Consider the following 17668-nt stretch of genomic DNA (forward strand, 5'->3'; position numbering starts at 1 on the left):
TCAGTGGTGCGGTACCACGGCGACGGGGCAGGTCGAGTGGTGCAGCACCGCATGGGCCACCGATCCGGTACGCGGTCCCAGTGCCGACTCCCGGATCCGGCGGCCGACGACGAGCAGTCGAGCGTCCGACGCGGCGGACAGCAGCACATGCCCGGCGCTGCCCTGTTCCACCTGCGCGACGACCTCCACCTCGGGATACTTCGCCTTCCACGGCTCCAGCGACTCCTCCAGTGCGGCCTTCTCGAAGGGTTCCAGCCCGCCGAGCTGCTCGGCGATCCACATCGACCCGGGGCTGTAGGCGTAGACCGGGGGCAGGCTCCAGGCGCGGACCGCGCGCAGTGGTGCCCTGCGGGCCGCGGCCGCCTCGAAGGCGAAGCGCAGTACGTCGGCGCAGTCCTCCGCGCTGCCCTGCTGGCCGACGACCACCTCGCCCCCGGCGGCCGCCTCGCCCCCGGCGCCCCCGGGCGGAGTCATGCCGTCCCGTGCGCGCACGGAGACCACGGGGCACTCGGCGGAGGCGATCAGCTGCTGTCCGTAGGAGCCCAGCAGGAAGCCCGCGAGAGCGCTCTGCCCGCGCGTGCCGAGCACCAGCATCTCCGCGCCCTCGGCGGCGCGCAGCAGGGCCGGCACGGGGACGTCCGGCACCACTTCGGCGGTGAGGGAGAGCCGCGGGTGGCGTCGGGTGAGCTCCGCCCGCGTCTCGTCCAGGATCTCCTGGGCGCGGCGTGCCTCGACGTCGCGGTCCTGGACGACCGGGACGGCCAGCGGCTGCCACAGCCAGGCGTGGACCAGATGTACGTGCAGGTCGCGGCATACGGCTTCCTCTGCGGCCCAGTCGGCCGCGGCCCGGCTCTCGGGGGAGCCGTCCACGCCGACGACGAGGGTGCGCTTCACGATGCTGTCCTCCGTACTGATGCGCGAGGCATCGGGGTCGATGGCCGGAACGGGTGGCGCCGGCCGGGGGAAGGACCGGGCGCCACCGGGATTCACCTTCCCCGGGCCGGGCAGGTGCGCGAAAGGGCCGACCGTCCCTCCCTCAGGGCCGGTCCTCCCCTCCCGGGCGCACCCGGGCGGCGCGCACTGTGTCGGCATCGGCCCAGTCGACGCACGTCCCTCACCTTCGCCCGCTCGATCGCCCTCACCCTCTGGAGGGGACATGACCGCGCTGACCGCGCACTCCGTCTCGGAGCTGGACGCCCACTGGCGCGCCGCCAACTACCTGGCGGTGGGCCAGATCTACCTCATGGCCAATCCGCTGCTGACCGAGCCGCTGCGGCCGGAGCATGTCAAGCCGCGGCTGCTCGGCCACTGGGGCACTTCTCCGGGCCTGAACCTGGTGTACACCCACCTCAACCGCGTGATCAAGGAGCGTTCACCGGAGGCCCTGTGCGTCTGGGGTCCGGGGCACGGCGGCCCGGCGGTGCTGGCGAACTCCTGGCTGGAGGGGACGTACAGCGAGTGCTACCCGGAGGTGACGCGCGACGCGGGCGGCATGGCGGCGCTGTTCCGGCAGTTCTCCTTCCCCGGCGGCGTGCCGAGCCATGTGGCCCCGGAGACGCCCGGGTCCATCCACGAGGGCGGGGAACTCGGATACGCCCTCGCCCACGCCTACGGAGCGGCCTTCGACCATCCCGGCCTGCTGGTCGCCTGCGTCATCGGCGACGGCGAGGCGGAGACCGGGCCGCTGGCCGCGTCCTGGCACGCGAACAAGTTCCTCGACCCGGTCCACGACGGCGCGGTCCTGCCGATCCTGCACCTCAACGGATACAAGATCGCCAACCCGACGGTGCTGTCCCGGATCCCCGAGGCCGAGCTCGACGCGCTGCTGCGCGGCTACGGCCACGAGCCGCTGTACGTCACCGGCAGCGACCCCGCCCAGGTGCACCAGGCCATGGCACGCGCGATGGACCACGCGCTGGACCGCATCGCCGCCGTCCAGCGCGGGGCGCGGGCGGCGGGCGCCGGCTCCGGCGCCGGCCGGGAGTACCCCCGCTGGCCGATGATCGTGCTGCGCACGCCGAAGGGCTGGACGGGGCCCGCGAGCGTCGACGGCGACCCGGTCGAGGGCACGTGGCGTTCCCACCAGGTCCCGCTCGCCGGGGTGCGCGAGAATCCGGCGCACCTGAAGCAGCTGGAGGACTGGCTGCGTTCGTACCGGCCGGAGGAACTCTTCGGTGCCGATGGCCGCCCGGTGGCCCAGGTCCTGGCCTGTGTCCCGGAGGGCGACCGCCGGCTGGGCGCCGTGCCGTATGCGAACGGGGGCCGGCTGCTCCAGCCGCTCCCCCTGCCCGCGCTCGACGCGCACGCCGTCCCGGTCGACAAACCGGGGCGCACGCTGCACGAACCGACCCGCGTCCTCGGGCACTTCCTCGCGCAGGTCATGCGGGACACGGCCGGACGGAGGGACTTCCGGGTCGTCGGACCGGACGAGACCGCCTCCAACCGGCTGGACGACCTGTACGGGGCCACCGGCAAGGCCTGGCAGGGCATCACCGAAGCCACCGACCGGAACCTGTCACGCGACGGCAGGGTGATGGAGATCCTCTCCGAACACGTCTGCCAGGGCTGGCTGGAGGGCTACCTCCTCACCGGCCGCCACGGCCTGTTCTCCACCTACGAGGCCTTCGCGCACATCGTCGGCTCCATGGCCGGCCAGCACATCAAGTGGCTGAAGACCTCGCGTGAACTGTCCTGGCGCGAGCCGATCGCCTCGCTCAACTACCTGCTCACCTCGCACGTGTGGCGCCAGGACAACAACGGCTTCTCGCACCAGGACCCGGGCTTCGTCGACCACGTGCTCAACAAGAGCCCCGAGGTCGTCCGGGTCTATCTGCCGCCGGACGCCAACACCCTCCTCGCCGTGGCCGACCACGCCCTGCGCAGCCGCGACCGGGTGAACGTGGTCGTCGCCGGCAAGCAGCCCTGCTTCGACTGGCTCGGGGTCGATGAGGCGCGCGCACACGTGGCGCGCGGTGCCGGCACATGGCGATGGGCTGGGACCGACGACGGCTCCCGCGAGCCCGATGTCGTCCTCGCCTGCGCCGGCGACGTCCCCACCATGGAAGTGCTGGCCGCCGCGTCCCTGCTCCGCGAGCACCTCCCCTCGCTGGCCGTGCGTGTCGTCAACGTGGTCGACATCGCCCGCCTGATGCCTCAGGGGGAACACCCGCACGGCATGACGGACGACGAGTACGACGCCCTGTTCACGACGGACCGGCCGGTGATCTTCGCCTACCACGGCTACCCGTGGCTGGTGCACCGCCTCGCCTACCGCCGCAGCGGCCACGCCCGGCTGCACGTGCGCGGGTACAAGGAGTCCGGCACCACCACGACCCCGTTCGACATGGTGGTCCGCAACGACATGGACCGCTACCGCCTGGTCATGGACGTCATCGACCGCGTCCCCGGCCTGACGGGCCGTGCCGAGTGGCTGCGCCGGTCGATGGCCGACCAGCGCGTCCGCCACCACGCCTGGATCCGCGAACACGGCACGGACCTCCCCGAGGTCGCGAACTGGTCCTGGCCGTACTGATCAGGGGCCGCCTCCAGCACGCGACGGCACAGTCCGCTCGGCCGGACGGGCGGCGCTGTCACAGGTGCTCGAAGTAGCGGATCCACCACGTCACACGGCCCCCGTGCGGGCCGTAGCCGGCGTAGAGGGCCCCTTCGGGTTCGTCGGCGAGCCAGGTCACGCCGTCGTAGGGGCGGTGGAGCGGTCGCGCGGGGACCGGTGTGTAGCCGAGATCGGTGAGGGCGGCCTCGATCCGGCTCCGGTCCGCCGCGGTGAGCGCACCCTCCCGAACCGCATCGTCCAGATCCCCATGGCTGTCGGGCCGAGGGGTGGTCACCACCGCCAGGTCACCGAAGTTGCTGAGCCGCACGGCCACGGGCACACCGGCCCCGGTCGCTCGGCCGGGAGGCGGAGCAGGAAGGAGTAACTGGCGTCCTGGATCCCTTCGTCGAGTCCCCACGTGCTGCCGAAGTCGTGGGTCAGCCGGTCTCCCAGCCGCGTCGCCCGCGCCCTGGCCGCCTCGTAGTCGAACCCGTGGGGGTACTCCAGGTGGTCGGGTCCCGGCAGCCGGTCCAGAGCACGCAGCAGGGCCAGGGTCTCGGCGTCCTCGTCCATGAGGCGAGCCTACGCCGTCTGCATCGGCCACCGCGCCGGACGCCGCGGCGCCTGGCTGCCGCGGCGCCTGGCTGCCGTGCCACCTGGCTGCCGTACAGCCTGGCTGCCGTGCCCAGGACCGGCGCCTGCGTCCTGGGCACGGCAGTGGGGATCAGGCGAGTCCGAGGCTGATCTGGTCGTTGAAGACCGCCCAGCTCTGCCCGCGGTCGGCGCGGTCGCACGGCTTGGTGGACACGTTCGGGGTCTCCCAGGCATTGGCGAAGCAGTAGGCCGGGGCGAAGGCGAGGGAGATCTGCTGGCCGGAGACGTTCCAGTACTGCCCCTGGTCGTTGGGGTCGCACGGCTTCACCGAGACCTGCGCGGTGTTCCAGGTGTTGGCGAGGCAGTAGGCGCGCGCGTTGGTGAGGGAGATCTGCTGGCCGGAGACGGTCCAGTGCTGGCCCCGGTCCACGGCGTCACACGGCTTGGTCGAGATGCTCGGGGTCTCCCAGGCGTTCGCGAGACAGTACCGGCCGGGGACGCGCGCGCCCTGCTGGGTGGCGCTCGTCGCGCCTGCCTGACCGACCGGCAGGAGGGAGGCGGTCACGGCCAGCGCGGCGAGGGCGACGGTCTTGCGGAGGGCGATTCCCATGGTGCGGATTCCATTCTCGATGCGGGGATATTCGGCTCGAATGCGAGCGCAAGAGAATGAGTACCAGCATTCACAGGACCGTCGATAAAGTTCGACAACTCATTCACTCGGAACACGCAGTCACCGGAACATCCGATGATCTCCGAGAAACGATTCACCGTAGAACGCCACCTGTCGCACGCCTTTGGAGAATGGCCGAAACGAGATGGAGGACCGCCCGGGCGCGATCCACCCGACCCCGAGAGGCACCCGATTCACCACATTCACCACAGCGTCAAGCAATTGCCGAAACGTTCCTCACTCCCACCTCGGCATATCTCATTGAGACCGCATGGCGAGCGAAATCCAGCCGGAACGGCGATGCGGCGGATATCCGAATGCGATACCGCGGCCAGCGGAGGGCTGAGGGCGGAGGGCGGCCGGGCAAAAGCGTCGCCGCGCCCACGGCTCCACGGCCGGCCGGCGTACGCACGCCCTGGGCGACTTCGTTGACGACCTGCTCGGCTTCCCGCCGAGCCGCCCGCCCGCCTTCCCTGCTGATCCCGCGACATCCCACCGATGATTCCGCATCGCCTCGAAGGGCGGACTGCATCCTTCGGCCTACTGGCTTCTCGGACCTGCGGAGGACGACCTCAAGGCACCGCCACGAGAAGGTTGATGCGTGCGAACAACCATGGGATATACCGTCGAAAGCATCGGCTACGTCGTAGGAGCCCAGGGGGTTGTCAGCTTCGCGTCGCAGACCTTCTTCGGCACGGAGTGGGGCTGGCTGCACAAGGTCGTCGACCTTTCGTCCACCGCCTACCTCGGCATGGTCGTCCTGGGGTTGGCACTCGTCGCCGGCGGGGTCAAGACGCGCAAGGCGCACCAGCGCCGGCAGACCGCCTGACCGCCCCCGAGGCCGCTGGCGAGTTGGCGGAAATCGTCGGCAGCGCCGGCCCTTGATGCCGAGGGACGAGCGGCGAGGCGTTGAGCACCCGGCACACGCCGACCCCTCTGCCGCAGTAGTCGTGGAATCGAACCAGGTCGGCTGCGGTGCCTCCCGACGTGGTGAACGTCTGCTGTCCGTTCTCCTGGACGAAGTCACGTGGCCGTGGCGGCTGGCGGCCGTACGTCGGCCCGGGCGGAGAGCGGACGTTCGTCCCGCGCGGTTCACTTCTGGCAGCGCCCGAAGGTCACGACGTAGGTCCCGGCCTGGCTCGCGCCGGCACCGGCGCGGTCGGCCGCACCCGGCTGGGCCCAGGCGCCGATCTCCCGCATCGTCGGGTCGAGGATTCTCTGGCGGTGGCCCCACGTGCTCACGTTCATCCACCAGTTGACCGCGGCATTCGGTGTTCCGGAGCCGCCCCAGCCGGTGTACGTGATCTCGGCGAAGGCCCAGGACCTGGGGTTCGGGCAGTAGCCCGCGGCCTTGATCCGGCTCTCCGGTGTCGAACCGGTCTGCGGATTGCGGTGCGAATCCTTGCCCGGTCCCCACCACTTCAGCTGCACGGCGGCCGCGGAGTGCTGCTGCGCCGCCGTCGTCAGCGCCTGGTTCACGGTGAGGGCGGGCAGCCCCCGCTGCGTGCGCTGGGCGTTGATGAGGCACACCAGCGCGTTCCGGACGGCGGTGTCGTTACTGCTGCTCGGCGCCCGAGCCGCGGCCGCCGTGTCGCAGGCGACGGCCGTCGCCGGTGCTGCCGATACGGGAACCAGCGCGGCCGACAGAACTGCGGCCGCCGCGAGGCTCCGTGCGATTCTGGTGCGTGAAGCGTGCCTGCTCAAGGAGGTCCACCTCCTGCGAACACTCACTGTGGTTTCCAGCGGTTGAGGTGCCGCGTCGCGCAAGTGGCGGCGCATGGCACGGGCCTCCGCTGCGGCCTCCCTTCCAGGCTGCCAGCCGTCGTCCCGACCCGCCATCCGGCCCCCCGCGGGTAAGCGGGCGGACGGACGGACGGCGGACGGGCCGGCGGACGCGAGGCCGCCGCCCCGGTCGGGCGGAGCGGCGTCGGGTCGCCCTCCGGGGCCGGACCGGGCGACAGGCTGCTCGGCGTCAGAACGCGTACACCGGGTTGGCGTTCAGGCTCGTGGACATGACGCACGGGTTGGAGAAGGTGTGCTCCCAGGCCACGCGTCGGCCGTGCAGCGCACCGTCCGCCGTGACCGTCACGGGGTCGAAGTACATCGGGCAGGCCAGCGACGGGTCGGGGGCCGTCAGCAGGCGGTCGAGTTCGCCGTCGGTGGCGTTGAGGGCATCGCACGCTTCCCGCGGGGCGGGGTGGGTGCCTTCGGCCGTGTAAGCGCAGCTCAGGGTGGTGGCGCGCAGGACGGCGTCCGTGGGCGCGCCGGAACCTTGGATGACGGTGAAGACCATCGCGGACGGGCCGTGCGCGCTGGCGGGTTGAGCCTCCGCGAGACCGGTGCTGCCTGCGAGGCAGAGAAGGCCGAGGGCGGATACGGCGATGACGTGGTGACGCATGACAGATTTCGCCTTCGATTCAAGGGTTGACTGGTGTTCATGTCTGCGATCTTGCGCTCAACTGAGGTTCAGCCTGGCAGGTCCGAAGGGGCGTCGCCAATGGGCGGTCGATTTACGGACACATCATTCGCATACCGGACCGCCACCGGGTGACGGTCGCGCATTCACCCAGCTCGCACGGCACATCCAGGACCCCGCGGAGCGCGGGAGGCGGGATTGGGGAGCCTTCCGCAGCCCGTACCTCCCTGGTGACGGCGGTGCACAGTGCACCGATTGGGCGTACAGGCTGACGGGATGACTGCGGTCGGTCGGGCCCGCAGAGGAGCGGAGGGGCGCAGGGCAGCGAGCCGGAGGGGCGGAGGGCCGTCAAGTGCTGAGGTTCCGGCGGGTGGGCCGACCGGCGCCGGGGCGGTCGGGACCGTACCGGTCAGTCCTCGCAGTCCTCCGCGTCGCCGCCGCGCATGGTGCGCCATCCTTCGAGGCCTTGCAGCGCCTCTCGCGCCAACTGGGCGCAGTGCACCGGGCATTCCGACAGCGCGCGGGACGAGAGCCCGGCGGTTACGGGGGTGTCGGGGTGGTCGTCCGGCGCGTGCAGATGAACCACCGCGCGGTACCGGGACTGCACGGTGGATTCGGCGGCGGACCAGAGGGCCGGGGATGCTCGCAGGAGGCGTCCGGGTCGATGGTGGCGAGCGCGGCGGCCAGGTCGCGCGCGTACGAGGGCGGCAGCCGGCCGTACGACTGGGCGATGCCCATCCACAGGCACAGGAAGGCGGCGATCCGCTCCTCGTCCCGCACCTGCCCGGCCAGCCAATGGCGGGCGGACCACAGGCGACTTGGCCGCTGTTCTTCTCCCGGCTGCGGCTCAGCGCCTCCTGCAGGGCGACGACGTCGACACCGCCGTCCTGCAGGAGGTACTGCGCGTCCAGGTGGGAGACGTCGATGCCGCCGAAGAGCTCCTGATGGGCCTCATACAGGCGGGCCAGGGCCTCCTCGGCGAGGTCCGCGAGGAACCCTTCGCAGTCTGGGACTGCGGCACGCCTCCGCGGCGTGCTGCGGAGCGACTCCGGACGTCGGCATGAACCAGGTGTGCGCCTGCGGGACGCTCGTCGCGACGCTCTGCTCCGACTGCTGTCTGCCCTACGAACTGCACCTCTCGGCCGCCCACGTCCGCGCCGTACCCGCCGGAGCCGAGGAGGGCGGGCCCGGACCGGCCGGTCAGTAGCGGAACATCACCCCTCGCCGAGCCCGTCCCGCGTGTCAAAGCGCAGCGTCTCGACCTTGTGCCGTCGGCCGACGGCACCGTGCTGGAACTCCCACTGCCGGTACGCCTTGGAGCCCCCGCGGCCGTACTGCCGACCGGAGTCGGGCGAGGGCTCCCACCGCTCCTCCAGGACGAGCAGCTCGCGTTCGGCCGACATCAGACGGATGCGGGTCCTGAGCGTCAGCTGCGCCTGCGGGATCTCGCACATTGATCGGCACGTTCCGGTTGTTGAGCGCGGGGAGCGCTTCACGCAGTTCCGTCGCGGGCAGGGGTCTGACACCTGTGCGGACGTGCTGCGGAGGTATGCGGTGCCGGCCCGTTTCTTCCTGATGCACCCTATTTCAGACCCCCTCCGTGTGCGTGGATTCGCCCGGGGTCAGCGGGCCGTCTCCGGCCATTCCTCGCGCAGCATCCCGAACAGCACGGTGTCGTGGCGCTCGCCCGCCACCAGCACCGTGGACCGGCGCCGTCCCTCCTCGCGGAAGCCCGCCTTGCTGAAGGCCCGAATGGCGCGTTCGTTGCCGCTCCAGGTGTCTGTCCCCGGTCCCGCCTCACGAACCGTTCGCCGAGGCCTGGCGAACAGTTCGTGCGGCCCGACGGCGGGACGGCTGCCCGCCCCTCGGGGGCGGGCAGCCGTCCCGTTCACGATCCGGGGATCAGGTCCACTTCTGGTAGCTGCCGGAGTTCGACGGACGCGTGTACACCTTCTGGGCGGCGTTGCTGTCCAGGTAGTAGCCGGTCGCGACGTTCTTCAGCCGGTAGACACCGCCGCTGTTGGAGATGACCCACTTCTGGTAGCTGCCACCGTTGCAGGCGTGGGTGTAGACGCTCTGGGCGGCGTTGCTGTCCAGACAGAAGCCCGTTGCCTGGTTCTTGAGGGTGTAGCCGCCACTGACCGCGGTCACGGTCCACTTCTGGTAGGCGCCGGAGTTGCAACCGTGCGTGTACACGCTGCGGGCGGCATTGCTGTCCAGGCAGAAGCCGGTGGCGACGTTCTTGAACTGCTCGGTCCCGGGCACGGCCGCCTGCGCCGGCGAAGAGAGGGCCATGACACCGGCACCGGCTACGACCACGGACGACAAGACGGTGGCAAGAGACTTACGGGTGAACACGTCGGTTCCTTTCGTCTGATGATCGGCAGGCCGTCCCGCATCGTGTGCGTGCTCGGTGCGGGTGGGCGGCCCGCACTCAGCATCGTCTTGGGTGCACATGACAGCTATCCGCTATCGGCGGAGGTGCGAGCGCGTTTCCGGATAGCGCGGACGGCGAGGAGGGATCAGTCTGATCCGCGGACGGTGCGCAGGGTCTGCGAGGGGGTCTCCCCGTAGGCCGCCCGGTAGTGGCCGGTGAACCTGCCGAGGTGGGTGAAGCCCCACCGCAGCGCCACATCGGTGACGTTGTGCGCCGCCCGGCCGTCGTCCGCGGCCAGCAGGTCACGCCGTACGAGGCCCAGCCGGACGCCGCGCAGGTACGCCGACGGCGTGGTGTCCAGGTGCTGCCGGAAGCCCTCGCGCAGACTCCGCACGCTGACACCGGCGGCCCGCGCCATGTCGGCCGCCGATATCGGCTCGTGGGCGTGCCCGGCGCAGAAGTCCCTGGCGCGGCGCACCGCACGCGGCACGGCGGCGGTTGCCCGGCCGGCCACCGCCTCGCTCAACGTGTGGGGTTGGACGTCCAGCAGCCCGTTCACCAGCAGTTGCTCGAAGTGGCCCGTGGCCAGGGGCGAACGGGCCGCGAGGCCGGAGTCGGCGAAATCGGCGAGCTGCCCCACCAGCTCCAGCCACCCCTGCACCGGGGCCGCCGTGTTGTCCAGAACGGGCTCGAAGGACAACGGCTCGTGCGGCGGCTCGCCCAGGCGGACGGTGAGGGCGTCGTCGACCGCTGCCCTCGGGATGATCAGGATCCGGTTGACGCTGTGCCCGTTCCGGCCCGTCGAGCCCCTCTGCTCCGGTCCCACGACGCCGAGAACGGAGAAGAGTCCCTTTCGGTTCATGGTGACGGCGCCGTCACCGGTGAGCGGGATGTGCACGTCGTAGGAGTCCAGCGGCTCGGCCGACGTGACATCGACCTCCGCCCCCCGCCCGCGTTCGTAGAGCACCACCGACCCTTGGTGCACGCAGCGGAAGCGGCCCCCCTTGTCCCCCTTGGCTCCCTTGGCTCCCTTGACCCCCTTGGGTCCTTGCTTCCTTGAGCCAACCCACGTGTTCTCGACAATATGTGACATGGTCTCCGGTCCCCCGTCCGATGGCCTGCCGCCCCATCCTGGCATGCGTCCGGCGCGGATCCCGGCCGCCGCGGTCCGGCTGGCCGGTAGGCCACGCACCGGTCCGGGCGGGGCCGTCGGAGACCTGTGCGGTGCTCCTGACGGTTCGGGTCCTGCCGAGTTCCGGTCCGGTTGTGTTCCGGATCGCCGCGGGGACGGCCGGGGCGGACGTCATGTGCGGGGGCCCCGCCGATGCCGCGTACCTCGCCCAGTGGGCAAGTGCCGCCGTTCCGCTTCGGCTTCCGCCGCCCCCCGTCCACGAGCAGTGACCATGATCATGGACGGGCCCTCGCCGTCGGCGGTGACGGCCTTGCGGCCCTCCCGGAAAAGTCCGGCGGACGCCCCTCGCCGCGCGTGCTGTTCGACAGGCCGGGAACTCGACCGGGTCCCTGCCCGGCTCCGCCGCGCGCTGGTCCGTCGCGGCCTCGTGGGCCGGCGAGGGCGGGGGTCGGGCGCCATCACTGATCGGCTCACGCTCATGCCCCGCTCCGGCCACACACCCCGCTGCGTGTGCGGTGTGCCGAGCTTCCGGGAGGCCTTCGGGAACGTGTGGTCGATCTGTTCGTCCTGGACCGTGGAGGTGCGGGAAACCCTGTCCATGGCCAGTATTCGCCCGAAGTCGTCGGGGGCGTCGCCGAACTCGCACTCCACGCGCTCTTCGGTCTCCGAGACCTTCCGGGAATACACGATTGCAGCCATTCTCCATTCCCCCGAGGAGCCTTCGCGCTGATCCACCCCCGATGCACTGCACATGTCAACCCCGCGCGATGCAGATCAAGTGCCAACCTCTGATCACAACTGCGCCTAAGCGATCAATAGAGGACTCATTATCTTCATCGCTGCACGGACGGAAGGACGCTTCCTATTCTGAAGTTCGGTGTCACCGCCCAAGGGTGGGGGACTGGGGAGGGGGACTCCACATGTCCATGGGACGGCCGGCCGGCATTCCGCACGGCCGGGAGCGGGTGGAGGCGCATTTCGCGCGTGAATGGGAAGCAGTGCAGCAGCAGTTACTGGCGTACGCCCGCTGGGCGACCGGCAGCCGGGAAGAGGCCGAGGACCTGGTCCAGGCCGTCGCCGTCCGCGCCTGGCGCGGATTCGCGCATTTCCGTGGTGACGCCGCGTTCCTGACCTGGACGATGGCCATCGCCCGCCGGGAGGCCGCCCGCGCCGGCGCTCGACGGCAGCGGCTGAGGACACGCGAGGCACCGCTGCCACCGGATCCACCCTGGGCCGCGGAGGACGCGGACCCGGCGACGCCCGGACCCGCCGTCGGCGTCGGGCGGGCGCCGGGCGGCCGACTGGCAGAAGCAGCCCGGGGCGCGCACGAACGCGGTGAGGTCAACGCCACCGAACTCGCCGTACTGCTCGCCCGATTACGCCGACCGGACTCCACCTGGGCCCAGCTGGGCGACGAGCTGGGCCTCCCCGCCTCACGGTGCGCGGTGGCTCACTGCAGGGGCGTCGTCAAGCTCCGGGTGGCCCTCTTCCTCCACCATCCCGAACTGCTGGGCACACCCGAGGAGCTGTCGGCGGCGGCGGAGCGGGCGGCGCGCCGTACCCGGAGCGAACCGCTGACTCCCGACGAGGCCGACACCTTCCGCCGGATGGTCCTCGACCGCTCCCCCGGCCACCGGCCGCGGAACTGGGCGGCCCTGCTCAGGGGCGGCTGCGCGAAAGTCGCGGAAGAACTTTCCCGGGACCGGTAATGGCGTCCCGCCCGCCGGGTCCAATGCGATGAAGGCCCGCGCTCCAGCGGGCCCATCAGACGCAGGAGGGGACAGTGGACCAGGCACCACCCCCGGAACCCCATACGGACATCCTGTCCGAGATCCACGCCTGGCCGGCCGACGTAGAGGCGGATGTCCCCCACTACTTCGACACGTTGCCCGACGGCTCCGAAACCATCGTGTTCGGCGACGTCGGCACCTTCGCCGACCACGCCCACCAGCAGGGCGACAACCCCTACGGCTACCAGGGCACCTGTGGCCTGTGCGCCTGCGAGGGGGTGCTGCGCCAGTTCGGGCTCGACGTCACCGAGGCGGACGTCGTCCGGCACGCCGTCGAGAACGGCCTCTGCCAGACGGAAGGAAGCCTCGCGACCCGCGGTGGCACCGGGCTGGAGCAACAGGTCCGGCTGCTCGGTGACTTCGGCGTTCCGGCACACACCGAGCAGGCGACCTCGCTGGAGGACCTGGCCGCGCACCTGGAGGAGGGGCGCGGCGTGATCGTCGCGGTCAACGCCGGCGTGCTGTGGGACGACGGGAACTACTACGAGGCGGGCGGCGCCAACCATGCCGCGGTGCCGATCGGCGCCGCACGCGATCCGCTCGGCGGACGGCTCCAGGGCTTCTACCTCAACGACAGCGGCAGCGGAGAGGCCGCCCGCTTCGTGGATGCCGCGACGATGGCCGACGCGTGGCTGCACAGCGGTGGCGGCTGTGTGGTCACCGACCGGGTCCGCGTCACCGGAGCCGTGCCCAGCGAAAGGATCGCGCAGTGAACACCCCGCCCGTCCCGCAGCCCCCCGGTCGTCCGTACGAGCAGATCCGCAAGGAGTTCGCCGAGCATCCGCTGCGGCGCTCGGAGGTACCGGTGGAGCACTTCGTCTCGCCTCCCCTGCCCACTCTGCGCTGGGGCGTACCCGGCTTCGCCGTCTTCGCCTCGCCCGCACTGCGGCGCCCCCGGCAGCCCCTCCGGGTCGACACACCCGACCGGTGGTGGGCGCTGGCCGCCGGCGGCGGGGACCTGTTGGTGTACGCGACGACGCGGGCCCTCCCGCCGGCCTCGGACGCACCGGCCGGACCCGTGACGGTTGCCCCGACCGGCCGACCGATCTCGGCACTGCGCGAGGACCAGCGGCTGCTGGACGATCTCCTCGACCGGTGCCTGCCCGACTTCTTCGCAGAGAGCAGCGGCGATCCCGGGGGCCGCGCGGAGCTGGCGTCGATGCTGCCTCTGCTCCTGGCCCCCGAACTCATCCCCTGGGCGCGGGACCTGACGCCCGACTTCTTCTCCTGGCTGGAGCAGTGATGTCCGACGACCGCACGGCAGGCACGAATCCCCCGCCCGGCACCGACCGGAAGGAGAACGCAGCGAAGGAGAACGCAGCGACGGAGCTGACCGCGCTGGTGGGCGACCTCGAGAAGGCCGCTGACCGGCACGGCTGGCCCACGGTGGCGCACGCAGCCGGCACGGTGCGGAGCGTCCGCCCGGGCCTGCTGCTGGCCGCCTCCTCCGAGGCACTGGCCTCCGGCCTGGCCGAAGCGCTCCCCGCCGGACGGTCCGGCGCCGCGGCCCGGCCCACGGTGACGCTGGCCGACCTGTACACCGACCCCCTGCGCTCCCTGCACGCGGACCGCGTGCTCCTGGCCATGGGGTGTGCCGAGTTGCTCGGCCCGGACGAGCTGGCCGCCGCTGCGGACCTGGCGACGCGTCCCGCCGGCACCATCGCCGTCGTCCTGACGGGTGCCGGGGAGCTGGCCGGCTCTGCCGACGTCGCGCTGGTGGAGGGCCGCTTCCTGCGGATGCTGGACGACGGCAGCGGAGCTCCTCCGGTCTCGGGGCTGCTCCTGTGGCCGGGGCAGCAGGCCACGCCCGCCGCCGACGAAGGACTCCGCGAACGGCTGGCCGCCGACGCCTCCCGCCTCGCCTCCTTCGCCTCTCCTTCCCCCACCCCCTCCCCCGAGGACACGGCGGCCGGGACCACCCTGCTCGAACGGGAGGTCGCCCGCCTGCTCGACCTCGCCGCGGAGGCCGTGACCGCCCGCCGGGACACGTCCCCCGACGACGCGGCCGGCACGGCTGCGGCCGCCGCGGCCGCCCGTTCCCGCGCCGTGCTGGACGACGCGTACCGCGATCTGCAGCGCGTTCTCGCCCACGAGGTCGAGGCCGGCTGTCAGGAGATCGAGGCGGGATTGCGCACCATGGAACAGGATCTGCTGCGCGGGCTCGACCGCCACCTGGCGCAGCACCGGGACCGCGTCCCCGACCGTCCCGGTGTCGACGCTCTGGTGTCCGCCTACCTCGACCGGGGGATCGTCGCGTACGCCGCGACGGCCCGGGCCGCCATCCGGGCCCGCGCCGCCAAGGCCGACCTGGCCCGCGTCGAGTGGGAGCAGAGGATCGACGCCGCGTACGTCGCCCACGCGATGAGCCCCCCGGACAGGTCGGCCGGTGCCGCGCGGACGCCACTCGACGAGTCCGCGTGGGAGCCGCGGTCCGGCGGGTCGGCCCCGGGCCGGCCGTCCTCGGGCCCGGGGATGCCTCCCGGTGAGGTACTGGCGGGCGGCGTGCTGGGAGCGGCCACCGGGCTCTCCCTCGGCGGCATCGGCGTCCTCCTGACGACGAGTGCCGGAGCCGCAGTGGGGGTGGCGGTACACCGCTACCGGACGCAGCAGCGACTCGGCCACGCCGCACGCCACGGCAGCCGCGTGGTCCGCGACCGCGTGGACGAGCTGGCCGCTGCCGCGACGGGGGCGATGCGGGAGCTGGGCGGAGCCATGCGGACGGCGGCCGACGCCGCGTACGCGCGGGCCGTCGCCGAGTTGCCGGCGAAGGCACCGACGGTGGAAGCCGGGCCGCCCGCGCCCCGCCGCGCCGAGACCGGGAGCGCCATGGCCGGCGCTGCCGAACTGGCGGACCTGAAGGACAGGTTCGCCGCCCTGACGACACGGCGCTGATCCACGCGCGGGCCGCCGGGAAGAGCCGGGACCCGCCGCGCGGAGGCACCGCCGACAGACAAGCAGGTACCACCGGGCCGACCGTTCACCGGTCCCCGCCCGGGACAGAGGGAGGGAAGAAAGCCGTGTCCGAAACGTTCAGCACGACCGGTGGCAGTGCCGCACAGACCAGCGGCGCACCGACCATCGGCGCTCAGGCCCACAGCACTCAGGCCGGCAGCAAACTCGCCGACATGATGCGTCGCGGCGCGGAACAGGCGCGCGACGAGGCCGACCAGGCCATCGAGGGTCTGGCGAAGGTCGCCCGGGAACTGGAGATGCGGGAGACCGCGGGGCGCCTGTCCACCATCGCCTCCCAGCTCCGCTCCGACACCTTCAACCTGATGGTGATGGGCCGCTTCAAGACAGGGAAGTCGACGCTGCTCAACGCCCTGCTCGGCGGTACCACCGGGCCCGTCGACCTCGGGGGCCAGAGTGGGCCCATGGTGGTCGACGACCTGCCGGCCACCGCCACGCTGACCGGTGTGTGCTACGCCGAGCAGCCCTACGTCACCCGGTGGGGGTTCGACGGTTCCTCGGAGACGTGGACGCTGGAGCGATATCTGAGGGAGTCCACCCTGGACATCGACGAAGAGGAGACCTCGCGGCGCTTCCGTACCGTCCGGGAGTTCGAGATGGGCTTCCCTTCCCGGCTCTGCCAGGCGGGTGTCGTCGTGTACGACTCACCCGGCCTGGACGAGCACCCCACCCGTACGAAGGTGACCCAGGAAGCCACGGCGCGGTGCGACGCCGCCGTTCTCGTCTACCGCAGCGACATCCTGATGGGCCACGGCGAGCTGATGAACGCGGGCGCTCTCGTCAAAGAAGGCACCCGTGTCTTCACGGTGGTCAACCTGTTCAACGGCCGGACCGTGGACGAGCGGCTGCGCGGCTACGTGTGGAACAAGTACATCCGCGACTACCAGGGAGGCCCCGCGTACACCGGCCAGGACCTCACGTCCCGTGACATCTATTTCGTGGACGCGGCCCGGGCCCGCTCCGGGGTCTACGACGAGAAGCCGGAACTCGTCGAACAGTCCGGCCTGGCCGTCCTGGAGCGGCGGCTGGGCGACTTCCTGCTGCGGGACCGCCACCACGTCCACCTGACCAAGTACACGACGGTGGCGGCCGCTTCCGCGGAATCGGTGGAGCAGCACATCGCGCAGCGGATGCGTGCGGCGCGTACCGACCAGGTACGGCTGCGCGAGACGTACACCGAGCTTCTGCCGACGATGACGTCGATCAGGAACCGGCCGGCCCTGCTGCCCGCGCTCTTCGACCGCTACCGCACCGAGGCCGAAGCCGTGCTGGCCGTCAGCTTCGCCTCCCGGATCGCGTCGATGCGGGACGGACTGCCGGCCCACGTCGACGCCGTCGAGGTGAAGATGAACCTCGCACTGGGCGTGTTCCAGCAGAAGAAGGCCGGCGCCGTCATCGGTGAGGCCGTGCAGCAGTACGTGACCGATCAGCTCGCCGACTGGGCCGACGTCGAGGCACAGCGGGTGCTGGAGCCGATCCTGGCCAACCTCGCGCATGACATCGAGGGTGAGATCGCCGCGATCGGTGACGGATTCGGGGAACTGCATCTGCGGCTGACGGGCTGGGAGACGGAGCCGGAGCGGAAACCGCTGGTGGGAACGGCCGAGCGGGTTCTGTCGATGGTCGCGGGGTTCGCGCTGGGCGGGCTGGGCGGCGCGGTCGGCGGGGGTACGTCCGGATTCCGCGGCGCGCTCGGCGGAGCGGGCGGCGTCCTGGGGGCGGGCGTGGTGCTCGGTCTGCTCGGGGTCAGCCCGGCCGCCCCGCTGGTGGTGCCGGTGCTGCTGGCCGCCTCGTTGTTCGGCAGCACCGTCGGCGGAGGGATCAACCTGGAGAAGCGGCTCAAGAGGCGGCTCGCGGCGGACTCGGACGACCTCTTGCGGGATCTGCCCGGCCAGCTCGCGCCGCACCTGGGCGCTCGGGTGCGGGCCGCCTTCGAGGAGTTGGAGGAGGTGGTCACCGCCGAGATCAACGGCGTGATCGGCGAGGAGGAGCAGCACATCCGGGCGATGGTCGAGGAGAACCAGCGGGACCAGCACGAACGTGACCTGCTGGTCGCGCGTCTCGACGCGGTCCGGTCCACGGTCTCCGGGCACCTGCTGAAGCTCCAGAAGGCGATCAGTACGGCCCAGCAGATCTGACCCGCCCGGGCCCCACCGGGAGGCGCCC

At 71.6% G+C, this 17668-nt stretch carries 20 protein-coding genes; 9 read left to right on the plus strand and 11 right to left on the minus strand.

The genetic code is table 11. The features are described from left to right. A complete protein-coding gene (locus ACIPXC_RS19065) occupies positions 1–894 on the minus strand; it encodes a universal stress protein (RefSeq protein WP_401619271.1) in 894 nt (297 codons plus the stop codon). Positions 895–1156: 262 nt separating this feature from the next. Between ACIPXC_RS19065 and ACIPXC_RS19070 the strand changes: the two genes are divergently transcribed. Further along, complete coding sequence (locus ACIPXC_RS19070; RefSeq protein ID WP_401619274.1) at positions 1157–3532, plus strand: phosphoketolase; 2376 nt, start codon at positions 1157–1159, stop codon at positions 3530–3532. A 58-nt stretch (positions 3533–3590) separates the two neighbouring features. Here ACIPXC_RS19070 and ACIPXC_RS19075 read toward each other — a convergent pair whose 3' ends face one another. The 3 genes from ACIPXC_RS19075 to ACIPXC_RS19085 all read right to left on the minus strand — a co-directional run bounded on the left by ACIPXC_RS19075 (position 3591) and on the right by ACIPXC_RS19085 (position 4757). Next, on the minus strand, positions 3591–3881 hold the full coding sequence (locus ACIPXC_RS19075) for a hypothetical protein (RefSeq protein ID WP_401619276.1): 291 nt from the start codon (positions 3879–3881) through the stop codon (positions 3591–3593). Next, positions 3845–4126, minus strand: coding sequence for a hypothetical protein (locus ACIPXC_RS19080; RefSeq protein ID WP_401619279.1), 282 nt, complete (start codon positions 4124–4126; stop codon positions 3845–3847). The genes ACIPXC_RS19075 and ACIPXC_RS19080 overlap by 37 nt, the downstream gene beginning before the upstream one ends. A 151-nt stretch (positions 4127–4277) precedes the next feature. Continuing rightward, positions 4278–4757: a ricin-type beta-trefoil lectin domain protein gene (locus ACIPXC_RS19085; protein ID WP_401619281.1), complete on the minus strand. Its 480-nt coding sequence runs from the start codon at positions 4755–4757 to the stop codon at positions 4278–4280. A 661-nt stretch (positions 4758–5418) separates the two neighbouring features. Here ACIPXC_RS19085 and ACIPXC_RS19090 point away from each other — a divergent pair. Beyond that, the gene (locus ACIPXC_RS19090) at positions 5419–5646 is read left to right on the plus strand and encodes a hypothetical protein (protein ID WP_401619284.1); all 228 of its coding nucleotides are present in this window, start codon (positions 5419–5421) and stop codon (positions 5644–5646) included. A 263-nt stretch (positions 5647–5909) separates the two neighbouring features. On the opposite strand, the gene ACIPXC_RS19095 is transcribed toward ACIPXC_RS19090, so the two are convergent. The 3 genes from ACIPXC_RS19095 to ACIPXC_RS19105 form a co-directional block, all read right to left on the minus strand. After that, positions 5910–6521 carry a CAP domain-containing protein gene (locus ACIPXC_RS19095; protein ID WP_401619286.1) on the minus strand — a complete coding sequence of 204 codons (612 nt, stop codon included), beginning with the start codon at positions 6519–6521 and terminating at the stop codon, positions 5910–5912. Between the two features lie 268 nt (positions 6522–6789). Beyond that, complete coding sequence (locus ACIPXC_RS19100; protein WP_401619292.1) at positions 6790–7215, minus strand: subtilase-type protease inhibitor; 426 nt, start codon at positions 7213–7215, stop codon at positions 6790–6792. Between the two features lie 558 nt (positions 7216–7773). Further along, positions 7774–8013, minus strand: coding sequence for a hypothetical protein (locus ACIPXC_RS19105; protein WP_401619295.1), 240 nt, complete (start codon positions 8011–8013; stop codon positions 7774–7776). A gap of 38 nt (positions 8014–8051) precedes the next feature. On the opposite strand from ACIPXC_RS19105, the gene ACIPXC_RS19110 reads away from it, so the two are divergent. Next, positions 8052–8297, plus strand: a complete 246-nt coding sequence (locus tag ACIPXC_RS19110; protein ID WP_401619297.1) for a hypothetical protein — start codon at positions 8052–8054, stop codon at positions 8295–8297. Beyond that, positions 8294–8440: a hypothetical protein gene (locus ACIPXC_RS19115; RefSeq protein ID WP_401619299.1), complete on the plus strand. Its 147-nt coding sequence runs from the start codon at positions 8294–8296 to the stop codon at positions 8438–8440. Before ACIPXC_RS19110 ends, ACIPXC_RS19115 begins: the two co-directional genes overlap by 4 nt. A gap of 7 nt (positions 8441–8447) precedes the next feature. Here the strand turns inward: ACIPXC_RS19115 and ACIPXC_RS19120 are convergent, their stop codons facing one another. From ACIPXC_RS19120 to ACIPXC_RS19135, 4 genes are all read right to left on the minus strand, one after another. After that, on the minus strand, positions 8448–8687 hold the full coding sequence (locus tag ACIPXC_RS19120; RefSeq protein WP_401619302.1) for a hypothetical protein: 240 nt from the start codon (positions 8685–8687) through the stop codon (positions 8448–8450). Between the two features lie 168 nt (positions 8688–8855). Next, complete coding sequence (locus tag ACIPXC_RS19125; RefSeq protein WP_401619305.1) at positions 8856–9125, minus strand: GNAT family N-acetyltransferase; 270 nt, start codon at positions 9123–9125, stop codon at positions 8856–8858. A gap of 10 nt (positions 9126–9135) precedes the next feature. Further along, positions 9136–9591, minus strand: coding sequence for an RICIN domain-containing protein (locus ACIPXC_RS19130; RefSeq protein ID WP_401619308.1), 456 nt, complete (start codon positions 9589–9591; stop codon positions 9136–9138). 164 nt (positions 9592–9755) lie between these two features. Then, positions 9756–10748 (minus strand): AraC family transcriptional regulator, encoded by a 993-nt coding sequence (locus ACIPXC_RS19135; RefSeq protein ID WP_401619311.1) that lies wholly within the window; start codon positions 10746–10748, stop codon positions 9756–9758. Positions 10749–11662: 914 nt separating this feature from the next. On the opposite strand from ACIPXC_RS19135, the gene ACIPXC_RS19140 reads away from it, so the two are divergent. The 5 genes from ACIPXC_RS19140 (at position 11663) to ACIPXC_RS19160 (ending at position 17640) form a co-directional block, all read left to right on the plus strand. Continuing rightward, positions 11663–12451 (plus strand): RNA polymerase sigma factor, encoded by a 789-nt coding sequence (locus ACIPXC_RS19140; protein WP_401619314.1) that lies wholly within the window; start codon positions 11663–11665, stop codon positions 12449–12451. 74 nt (positions 12452–12525) lie between these two features. Next, positions 12526–13245, plus strand: a complete 720-nt coding sequence (locus ACIPXC_RS19145; RefSeq protein WP_401619316.1) for a hypothetical protein — start codon at positions 12526–12528, stop codon at positions 13243–13245. Beyond that, positions 13242–13775: a hypothetical protein gene (locus ACIPXC_RS19150; RefSeq protein ID WP_401619319.1), complete on the plus strand. Its 534-nt coding sequence runs from the start codon at positions 13242–13244 to the stop codon at positions 13773–13775. The genes ACIPXC_RS19145 and ACIPXC_RS19150 overlap by 4 nt, the downstream gene beginning before the upstream one ends. Continuing rightward, positions 13775–15424, plus strand: coding sequence for a hypothetical protein (locus tag ACIPXC_RS19155; RefSeq protein WP_401619322.1), 1650 nt, complete (start codon positions 13775–13777; stop codon positions 15422–15424). The genes ACIPXC_RS19150 and ACIPXC_RS19155 overlap by 1 nt, the downstream gene beginning before the upstream one ends. Positions 15425–15549: 125 nt before the next feature. Then, positions 15550–17640, plus strand: coding sequence for a dynamin family protein (locus ACIPXC_RS19160; protein WP_401619324.1), 2091 nt, complete (start codon positions 15550–15552; stop codon positions 17638–17640). Positions 17641–17668: the final 28 nt, after the last annotated feature.

Origin of the sequence: Streptomyces sp. NPDC090021, assembly GCF_044748225.1 — a bacterium.
In the GTDB taxonomy this organism is placed as follows: domain Bacteria; phylum Actinomycetota; class Actinomycetes; order Streptomycetales; family Streptomycetaceae; genus Streptomyces.

Bases quoted from the DNA above. Each gene is read 5' to 3' on its own strand.
- ACIPXC_RS19070 (WP_401619274.1), top strand. From the start codon at position 1,157: ATGACCGCGCTGACCGCGCACTCCGTCTCGGAGCTGGACGCCCACTGG.
- ACIPXC_RS19080 (WP_401619279.1), bottom strand. From the start codon at position 4,126: ATGGACGAGGACGCCGAGACCCTGGCCCTGCTGCGTGCTCTGGACCGG.
- ACIPXC_RS19085 (WP_401619281.1), bottom strand. From the start codon at position 4,757: ATGGGAATCGCCCTCCGCAAGACCGTCGCCCTCGCCGCGCTGGCCGTG.
- ACIPXC_RS19100 (WP_401619292.1), bottom strand. From the start codon at position 7,215: ATGCGTCACCACGTCATCGCCGTATCCGCCCTCGGCCTTCTCTGCCTC.
- ACIPXC_RS19115 (WP_401619299.1), top strand. From the start codon at position 8,294: ATGAACCAGGTGTGCGCCTGCGGGACGCTCGTCGCGACGCTCTGCTCC.
- ACIPXC_RS19120 (WP_401619302.1), bottom strand. From the start codon at position 8,687: ATGTGCGAGATCCCGCAGGCGCAGCTGACGCTCAGGACCCGCATCCGT.
- ACIPXC_RS19135 (WP_401619311.1), bottom strand. From the start codon at position 10,748: ATGCCAGGATGGGGCGGCAGGCCATCGGACGGGGGACCGGAGACCATG.
- ACIPXC_RS19140 (WP_401619314.1), top strand. From the start codon at position 11,663: ATGTCCATGGGACGGCCGGCCGGCATTCCGCACGGCCGGGAGCGGGTG.
- ACIPXC_RS19155 (WP_401619322.1), top strand. From the start codon at position 13,775: ATGTCCGACGACCGCACGGCAGGCACGAATCCCCCGCCCGGCACCGAC.